Source organism: Streptomyces sp. NPDC048484, assembly GCF_040651415.1.
Taxonomy (GTDB): Bacteria; Actinomycetota; Actinomycetes; order Streptomycetales; family Streptomycetaceae; genus Streptomyces.
The window spans coordinates 1-8507 of sequence record NZ_JBEZJY010000104.1 but is presented as its reverse complement, the minus strand read 5'-3'; the positions used below and the strand labels follow the sequence as shown (position 1 = coordinate 8507).

General features: G+C 67.9%; 9 protein-coding genes. 1 reads left to right on the top strand and 8 read right to left on the bottom strand.

The window, feature by feature from the left end:
* Positions 1-79: 79 nt before the first annotated feature.
* From trpD to AB0D14_RS44330, 5 genes are all read right to left on the bottom strand, one after another.
* Positions 80-1144 (bottom strand): anthranilate phosphoribosyltransferase, encoded by a 1065-nt coding sequence (gene trpD, locus AB0D14_RS44350; RefSeq protein WP_362791063.1) that lies wholly within the window; start codon positions 1142-1144, stop codon positions 80-82.
* A 116-nt stretch (positions 1145-1260) separates the two neighbouring features.
* Entirely contained in the window at positions 1261-2919 is a 1659-nt protein-coding gene (locus AB0D14_RS44345) for a cytochrome bc complex cytochrome b subunit (protein ID WP_362791060.1), read from the bottom strand.
* Positions 2916-3983, bottom strand: coding sequence for a Rieske 2Fe-2S domain-containing protein (locus AB0D14_RS44340; RefSeq protein WP_362791057.1), 1068 nt, complete (start codon positions 3981-3983; stop codon positions 2916-2918). Before AB0D14_RS44340 ends, AB0D14_RS44345 begins: the two co-directional genes overlap by 4 nt.
* The gene (locus tag AB0D14_RS44335) at positions 3980-4789 is read right to left on the bottom strand and encodes a c-type cytochrome (protein ID WP_362791054.1); all 810 of its coding nucleotides are present in this window, start codon (positions 4787-4789) and stop codon (positions 3980-3982) included. The genes AB0D14_RS44340 and AB0D14_RS44335 overlap by 4 nt, the downstream gene beginning before the upstream one ends.
* A gap of 65 nt (positions 4790-4854) precedes the next feature.
* On the bottom strand, positions 4855-5475 hold the full coding sequence (locus AB0D14_RS44330; protein WP_307541235.1) for a heme-copper oxidase subunit III: 621 nt from the start codon (positions 5473-5475) through the stop codon (positions 4855-4857).
* 189 nt (positions 5476-5664) lie between these two features.
* Here AB0D14_RS44330 and AB0D14_RS44325 point away from each other — a divergent pair, with 189 nt between their 5' ends.
* Positions 5665-6066: a hypothetical protein gene (locus tag AB0D14_RS44325; protein WP_362791052.1), complete on the top strand. Its 402-nt coding sequence runs from the start codon at positions 5665-5667 to the stop codon at positions 6064-6066.
* Positions 6067-6224: 158 nt separating this feature from the next.
* Here the strand turns inward: AB0D14_RS44325 and AB0D14_RS44320 are convergent, their stop codons facing one another.
* The 3 genes from AB0D14_RS44320 to AB0D14_RS44310 form a co-directional block, all read right to left on the bottom strand.
* Positions 6225-7523, bottom strand: coding sequence for an Ig-like domain-containing protein (locus AB0D14_RS44320; protein ID WP_362791049.1), 1299 nt, complete (start codon positions 7521-7523; stop codon positions 6225-6227).
* Positions 7524-7651: 128 nt separating this feature from the next.
* Complete coding sequence (locus AB0D14_RS44315) at positions 7652-8050, bottom strand: cytochrome c oxidase subunit 4 (protein WP_362791046.1); 399 nt, start codon at positions 8048-8050, stop codon at positions 7652-7654.
* A partial coding sequence (locus tag AB0D14_RS44310) for a cbb3-type cytochrome c oxidase subunit I (RefSeq protein WP_362791043.1) occupies positions 8047-8507 on the bottom strand: 461 nt, incomplete at its 5' end. The genes AB0D14_RS44315 and AB0D14_RS44310, both read right to left, overlap by 4 nt.

Below are 8507 nucleotides of genomic sequence, written 5' to 3'. Positions count from 1 at the left end.
CCGCGCCCCTAGAAGGGGCGCGGGGAACTGCGCGCTCAACCCCCACCGGCCCGCACCCGACACCACACGCGGCCGGCGGCTACGCCTTGGTGGCGGCCACCCACCGCTCCAGCGTCCGCAGCGCCGCGCCGGAGTCGATGGCCTCCGCGGCCCGCTCCATCCCCGCCCGGATCTGCTCCGCGAGCGAACCGGCGCCGGGCGCGAGGGCCACCAGCGCCGCCGCCGAGTTCAGCAGAACGGCGTCCCGCACTGCCCCCTTTTCCCCACGAAGCAGCCGCCGCGCGACATCCGCGTTGTACGAGGCGTCGGCCCCCCGCAACGCCTCCACCGGCACCAGCTCGATCCCCACGTCACGCGGGTCGAAGGCCTCCTCGTGCACCTTTCCGTCCCGTACGACCCACACCCGGGATGTGGCCGTGGTGGTCAGCTCGTCCAGCCCGTCGTCGCCCCGGAAGACGAGCGACGAGTTGCCGCGCTCGGCCAGGACGCCGGCCACGATGGGCGCCATGGGCGCGTGTGCCACCCCGACCGCCTGCGCCTTCACCCGCGCCGGATTGGTGAGCGGACCGAGGAAGTTGAAGGTCGTCCGGATCCCCAGCTGCCCCCGCGCCGCGGCCACGTGGCGCAGCGCCGGATGGAACTTCACCGCGAAGCAGAAGGTGATCCCGGCCTCCTCGGCCACCTCGGCCACCCGCTGCGGCGTCAGCTCCAGATTGACGCCGAGCTTCTCCAGCACGTCCGAGGCCCCGGACGCGGAGGAGGCCGCGCGGTTGCCGTGCTTGACGACCTTGGCACCCGTACCGGCGATGACGACGGCCGACATCGTGGAGATGTTGACGGTTTTCGCCCCGTCCCCGCCCGTACCGACGATGTCGACGGTCTCCCCCGGCACCTCTATCACGTTGGCGTGCGCGTACATCGTGCGCACCATGCCGGAGATCTCGTCGACGGTCTCGCCCTTGGCCCGCAGAGCCACCGCGAACCCGGCGATCTGCGCGTCGGTCGCCTCGCCCCGCATGATCAGGTCCATCGCCCAGGCCGTGTCGTCAGCGCTGAGGTCACGTCCGTCCAGCAGGCCGTTCAGGAGGGCGGGCCAGGAACGGGCCGCCGCGAAGTCGCCTCCAGCGGGGGTCACAGCACTCATTTGCCGCTCCTGGGCTCGTATACGTAGTAGACGTCCACCCTATCCAGCCCCCGGGACGGCAAAGAGCCCCGTCCATGCAATGGACGGGGCTCCTGCCGTGGCGAACAGGTCGAAGATCAGTGGTGGCCGTGGCCGCTCGTGATCTCCTTGTACTCCTCGGCGGTGGGCTTCGGGATCTGGCCGTCCTCACCGAAGTAGGCGGTGCTGAGCTTGGCCCGGAGCTTCTGCGGCCCCTTCACCTTGCGCTCGACACCGTTCTCGTCGACCGTCGGGCCGATCTGGGCCGGCTGGTACTGCTCGTGCGCCGTGAGGGTGTGCATGGCCTCCTGGCTGAGCGGCTCGTGCACCTCGACGAACTCACCGTGCGGCAGGCGCTTGATGATGCCCGACTCGCGGCCGTGCAGCACCTTGTCCCTGTCCCGGCGCTGGAGGCCGAGGCAGATCCGCCTGGTGGCGATGAACGCGAGCACCGGTCCGGCGAAGAACCCGATCCGGACGAACCAGGTGACCGAGTTGATCGACAGATGGAAGTGCGTGGCGACGATGTCGTTGCCGCCGCCGATCAGCATGATCATGTACGCGGTGACCCAGGCGACACCGAAGCCCGTACGGGTCGGGGTGTTGCGCGGGCGGTCCAGGATGTGGTGCTCGCGCTTGTCCCCGGTGACCCAGGCCTCGATGAACGGGTAGAGCGCGATGAGCGCCAGGAAGATACCGAAGACCACCAGCGGGATGAGCACGCCCAGGACCAGTGTGTGGCCCCAGATGTTGATCTCCCAGCCCGGCATGGCGCGGATCAGACCTTCGGCGAAGCCCATGTACCAGTCGGGCTGGGCGCCCGTGGACACCTGGTCCGGCCGGTAGGGCCCGAGCACCCAGATCGGGTTGATGGACGCGACCGCGGACAGCATGGCGATGAACCCGAAGACCAGGAAGAAGAAGCCTCCGGCCTTGGCCATGTAGACCGGCAGCAGCGGCATGCCGACGACGTTCTTGTTGGTCTTTCCGGGGCCCGCGAACTGGGTGTGCTTGTGGTAGAAGACCAGGATCAGGTGGGCGACCACGAGCCCCAGCATGATGCCGGGCAGCAGCAGGATGTGGATCGAGTAGAACCGCGCGACGAAGTCGGTGCCCGGGAACTCCCCGCCGAACAGGAACATCGAGATGTACGTGCCGACGATCGGCATCGACAGGATCGCGCCCTGGGTGAAGCGGACACCGGTGCCGGAGAGCAGGTCGTCCGGGAGCGAGTAGCCGGTGAAACCGGTGAACATGCCCAGAACGAACAGCAGGAAGCCGAACAGCCAGTTGACCTCACGCGGCTTGCGGAACGCGCCCGTGAAGAAGACGCGCATCATGTGCACGAACATGCCGGCCAGGAAGACGATCGCCGCCCAGTGGTGGATCTGCCGGATGAGCAGTCCGCCGCGCACGTCGAAGCTGATGTCCAGCGTGGAGGCGAACGCCTCCGACATCAGCTGCCCCTGGAGCGGGACATAGCTTCCGTGGTACTCGATCTCGTTCATCGAGGGGTGGAAGAACAGCGTCAGATACACACCCGTGAGGATGATGATCAGGAAGCTGTAGAGGCAGATCTCACCCAGCATGAAGGACCAGTGGTCCGGGAAGATCTTGCGCATGTTGGCCTTGGCCAGGGAGTAGATCCCCAGCCGGCCGTCTGCCCAGTCGGCGATCTTCTCGCCGGCCGGTGCCTTCTCTCGCGAACGCCCCGGCGCGCCGGCGCCCGAGGGGTTCGGGGTGGTCGTAGTGCTCATCCGCGCTCCCAGAATGCAGGACCGACGGGCTCTTCGAAGTCGCCGTGCGCCTCCAGATAGCCCTCGTCGTTCACACCGATACGCAGCTGCGGCAGGGCGTGACCGGCCGGGCCGAAGATCACTCGGGCACCGTCGGAGAGGTCGAAGGTGGACTGGTGGCAGGGGCAGAGAACGTGGTGCGTCTGCTGCTCGTACAGGGAGATCGGGCAACCGACGTGGGTGCAGATCTTCGAGTACGCCACGATGCCCTCGTGGGACCACGCGAGCTCACGCTTGTCCTTGATGTTCTCCGGCTGCAGCCGGACGATCATCAGGGCCGCCTTGGCGATCTCGGTCTGGAACTCGTGGTCGTGCTCCTCCAGGCCCTCGGGCTTGGCGAAGGTGAGCGAGCCCACGGCGACGTCGGAGGGACGCAGCGGCTCGTCCGTGTTCACGTTGACGAGCAGCAGGCCCTTGCGCCACATCGTGTGCCGCAGCTTGTCCTCCGGCAGCGGACCGAGGTCGCGCAGCAGGACGATGCCGGACAGCGGGAACAGGGTCAGCGCGCCGAACATCGTGTTGCGGATGAGCTTGCGGCGGCCGAGCGCGGATTCCTTCGCGCCCTGCTTGAAGTCGGCCAGCACCTTGGCCTTGACCTCGGGCTCCGCCGCGATGGCGTGACGCTCGTCGGCCATCTCCTCGTCGGACATCAGGGTGCGGGCCCAGTGGACCGCGCCCGCGCCGATGCAGAACAGCGCCAGGCCGAGCGTCATGCCCAGGGCGAAGTTCAGACCGCTGATGTGGCCGAGCGGGAAGATGTAGACGATCCGGTCGGCCGGGATCGTCACGAAGGACGCGATGAAGCCGACCGTGGCCAGCATCGAGAGCGTGAACAGCAGGGCGACCGTACGCTCGGAGCGCTTGGCGGCCCGCTCGTCGATGTCCTGGATGCGGTGCTCGTGCGGCGGCAGACCGGGATCCGCGAACGGATGCTTCTCGTCCGCCACGCTCATGTCACCGTGCGCGTACTCGTCGTCGGCCCGCTCGGCGGGCAGGTTCTCTTCTGGAATGTCTTGGCTACTCATGACTTCTTGGCCTTTGCGGTCCGGGCGGCGACCCACACGGCGACGGCGATCAGTCCGCCGAGACCGAAGATCCAGCCGAAGAGGCCTTCACTGACCGGCCCTAGGCCGCCCAGCTCCAGACCGCCGGGGCTCTCCGAGTCGTCGCTGTTGACCGCGTCGAGGTACGCGATGATGTCCTTCTTGTTCTTCTCCGTCAGCGTGGTGTCGGGGAAGGACGGCATGTTCTGCGGGCCGGTCTGCATGGCCTCGTAGATGTGCTTCGGGTCGACATCCTCCAGCGTCGGGGCGTACTTGCCGTTCGTCAGCGCGCCGCCCTTACCGGTGAAGTTGTGGCACTGGGCGCAGTTCGTGCGGAAGAGCTCCCCGCCCTCGGCGATGTCCGCGCTCGCGGGGTCGTACTGCTCCGCGGTCGGCACGTTCGGCCCGGCGCCCAGCGAGGCGACGTACGCCGCGAGCTGGTCGATCTCGGCCTGGGAGTAGATGTTCTTCTTCTTCGGAATCTGCGCGCCGGGCTGCTGGGCCGGCATCCGGCCGGTAGCGACCTGGAAGTCGACGGCCGCGGCGCCCACGCCCGCCAGACCAGGACCGTCACTGCTGCCCTGACCGCCGGTGCCGTGGCAGCTGGCGCAGCCGACGGCGTAGAGCTTCTTGCCCTCGTCGATGGCGAGGGACTGGGCGGATGTATCGGCCTGTGCCTTGTCCGCGGGCGCGAACGCGGTGTACAGCCCCCCGGTGGCCGCCAGCGCGAGGAGTAGGACGACGACCGCCGCCAGCGGATGGCGTCGTCGTGCGGAGAGCTTTTTCACGGATTACCCCGGTGTCAGGATCTTCTGCGTCGATGCTGCTGGAATGTACGCGGGAACGGGCCCGGCTACTTGATCATGTAGATCGTGGCGAAGAGGCCGATCCAGACGACATCGACGAAGTGCCAGTAGTAGGACACGACGATGGCGGCGGTCGCCTGCTCGTGCGTGAACCTGCGGGCCGCGTAGGTGCGCCCGAGGACCAGCAGGAAGGCGATGAGACCACCCGTCACGTGCAGGCCGTGGAAGCCGGTGGTCAGGTAGAACACCGAGCCGTACGGGTCGGACGAGAGCGACAGGCCCTCGTGCTTGACCAGCTCGGTGTACTCGTACACCTGGCCGCCGATGAAGATCGCACCCATCACGAAGGTGACGATGAACCACATCCGTAGCTTCTTCACATCCCCGCGCTCGGCCGCGAACACGCCGAGCTGGCAGGTGAGAGAGGAGAGCACCAGGATCGTGGTGTTGGTCGCCGAGAACGGGAAGTTCAGGGCGGACGCCATTTCCTTCCAATGGTCGGGACCGGTCACCGATCGGATGGTGAAGTACATCGCGAAGAGGGCCGCGAAGAACATCAGCTCGGAACTCAGCCAGATGATGGTTCCGACGCTGGTGAGGTTCGGTCGATTGACCGACGGGTGCGCGTGCCCGGTATCTACTGTCGTTGCTGTCGCCACGACCGACATTATGTCGGTCGCTTATCCCGCCCTCACTCCCGGGGGTGCCGTTCGGGGTGTCTGCGGGGTGTGTCCAGCCCGTATGGCCCATCGAAGCCCTGTCCGAACCGGTGTTGACCACGGGGTCGAGGGAGTAGCATCCGCGCATCGGACCCTGTTCCGTCCCTGTCTCTACGACGCTGACGTCCCGGAGGAAGAATGCAGCCGACCGCAACGGTGCTGGTCTACAGCGACGACTCCAACACCCGCGAACAGGTGCGGCTCGCGACGGGGCGCAGGCCCGCGACCGACGTCCCCCAGGTGGAGTTCGTCGAGTGCGCCACCCCTGCCGCGGTCATCAAGGAACTGGATCGCGGCGGCATCGACGTGTGCGTGCTGGACGGCGAGGCGGTTCCCGCGGGCGGGATGGGCATCTGCCGGCAGATCAAGGACGAGATCTTCAACTGCCCGCCGGTGCTGCTGCTGATCGGGCGGCCGCAGGACGCGTGGCTGGCCACCTGGAGCCGGGCCGAGGCCGCGGTCACCCTGCCGGTTGAGCCTGTGGAGTTCGCCGCCGCCCTGGCGGGGCTGCTTCGTAGCAAGCGTGCTTTGAGCGCCTAGTCGCCGTTGGAGTTAGTCGCCGTTGGGGTGGCGTGGGGTGTCATGGGGGGGGGCGTGTGCGGGCCGTGTGTGGCTGGGCGCGCAGTTCCCCGCGCCCCTGAAAAAGCCTGCGCCGTTCCCCGCGTCCCTCCCGGGCCTCTGCGGGGCTCTCACGTGGACTACGCCGGTTCCGGGCTGAGCCTCAGGCGGTCCTCGGGGGGCGGCCCCTCCGGAGCATCGGCGACCAGGGCGCTGCCCTTGCGCCAGTTCTTCCAGCTGAGGTTCCAGTCACCGAAGCCGTTGCCGAACGGATCCATCATGTCGCCGTACGAGTTGACGACCTTGACGATGTCGCCGGCCCGGACGGTGTCGAAGAACCACTCGGCGTTGGCGGTGCTCATGCCGGTGCAGCCGTGGCTGACGTTGGCCGCCCCCTGGGAGCCCGCGGACCACGGCGCGGCATGCACGTACTCGCCGCTCCAGGTGACCCTGGTGGCGTAGTACACGGGCAGGTCGTAGGAGTCCGAGCTGCCCTCCGCGATGCCGACGGTGGTGCCGCGCATCCGTACGAAGTACTCCTTGCCCAGCACGACCTTGACGCCGTTGCGGGTGTCGAAGCCGGGTTTGCCGGTGGTGACGGGGATCGTGTTGATCACGTCACCGTTCCTGTAGACCGTCATCGAGTGGGACGCGGCGTCCGTCACGGCTTCGAGGCGGTCGCCCGTGGTGAGTGTCAGGGGCTTGACCCTGCCGCCCCAGAGGCGCTCGGCCACCTTGATGCCCGCGAGGTTGCTGTACGCCCGGACGGTGGCGTGGGCGGGCCAGTACTTCTTGGGGCGATAGTGCAGGTTCTTGTCGTCCACCCAGTGCCAGGCACCCTTCACCGCGGGCCGCGACTCGACCTTGAGGGTCCGCTCGACGACGGCACGTGCCGCCTTGTCCTTGACCGGGACGCTGAGTTCGGCGGTGACGGGCTGGCCGACGCCGTACGTGCCCTTGTCGGGCCCGAACGTCACGTCGAGCCGCTTCTTGGTCCTGGGGACGCTGGTCTCGAAGCCGACGACCTCGCGTCCCGGCGCGCCGTCCTCGTTCTCGGTGCTCACCCGCATCGTGTAGTGGGCGCCTGCGGCGAGCGGTGAGGTGCTGTGCCACCGGCCTCCGTCGGCCGACAGTTCGCCCGCGACGTACCGCCCTGCGGCGTCCGTGGCCGTCACGTCGGTGATACGGCCGCCGGAGTCCTTGGCGGTGACCTCCAGAGGCTTGTCGGGGTCGGCCTTCTTCCCGTCGCTCACGGCGGCGCTGAAGGCGATGTCCTGTGCCGCGTCGTACGGTTTGGCCGAGAGCGGGTGACCGTCGGAGCCGCAGGCCGTCACGCCCGCGCCTATGGCGACCATCAGCGCCGTGCAGCCGGCGGCGGTGCGGTGCCGCGGGTGCGGCGTACCGGCGTCGGCGCTCCTGGAGGAAACTGAGTGGCTCATGTGCCGAGCGTAGGAACCGCGGTCGGCCGCGGCGCGCCGATTGGGCCGTGCGAGGGACGCGGGGCGTGGCAAAAGAGGGAAGCCCGGCCCCCTGACGGGGTTCCGGGCTTCCGTGCGCTCAGCGCGTGTTACTGATTCTGGTTCTCTCCGCGGTAGTACTCGAAGACCCAGCCCCACAGGCCGATCATGATGATCGGGGCCGAGAAGAAGAGCAGCCACCAGCCGAAGACGATGCCCAGGAACGCGAGCGCGCCGCCGATGCCGAGGGAGAGCGGCTGCCAGCTGTGCGGGCTGAAGAACCCGACCTCACCGGCGTCGTCCGCGACATCGGCTTCCAGGTTGTCCTGTGCGCCCGTGTCGACCCGCCGGGCCGTGAACCACAGGTAGTAGCCGATCATGACGCTCAGGCCGAAGCCCAGGAAGAGCGCCGTGGTGCCGGCCGGCTCCTTCGACCACACGCCATAGACGATCGCCATGACGAGGATGAAGACGGCGAGCCAGATGAACATCTTGCCCTGGACCTTCACTTGCCCGCCTCCTTGCCGCCGGCGAGGGCCTTCTCACCGTGACCGGCGTTCTCGAGCTGGTCGAGAGCCGCGATCTCAGGGTGGTGCAGGTCGAAGGCCGGGGATTCGGAACGGATCCGCGGCAGCGTGAGGAAGTTGTGCCGCGGCGGCGGGCAGGACGTGGCCCACTCCAGCGAACGGCCGTAACCCCACGGGTCGTCGACCTCGACCTTCTTGCCGTACTTGGCCGTCTTCCACACGTTGTAGAAGAAGGGCAGGACCGACAGGCCGAGTACGAACGAGCTGATCGTCGAGATCGTGTTCAGTGCGGTGAAGCCGTCGGCCGCGAGGTAGTCCGCGTACCGGCGCGGCATGCCCTCGGCGCCCAGCCAGTGCTGGACGAGGAAGGTGCCGTGGAAGCCGATGAACAGCGTCCAGAAGGTGATCTTTCCGAGGCGTTCGTCGAGCATCTTGCCGG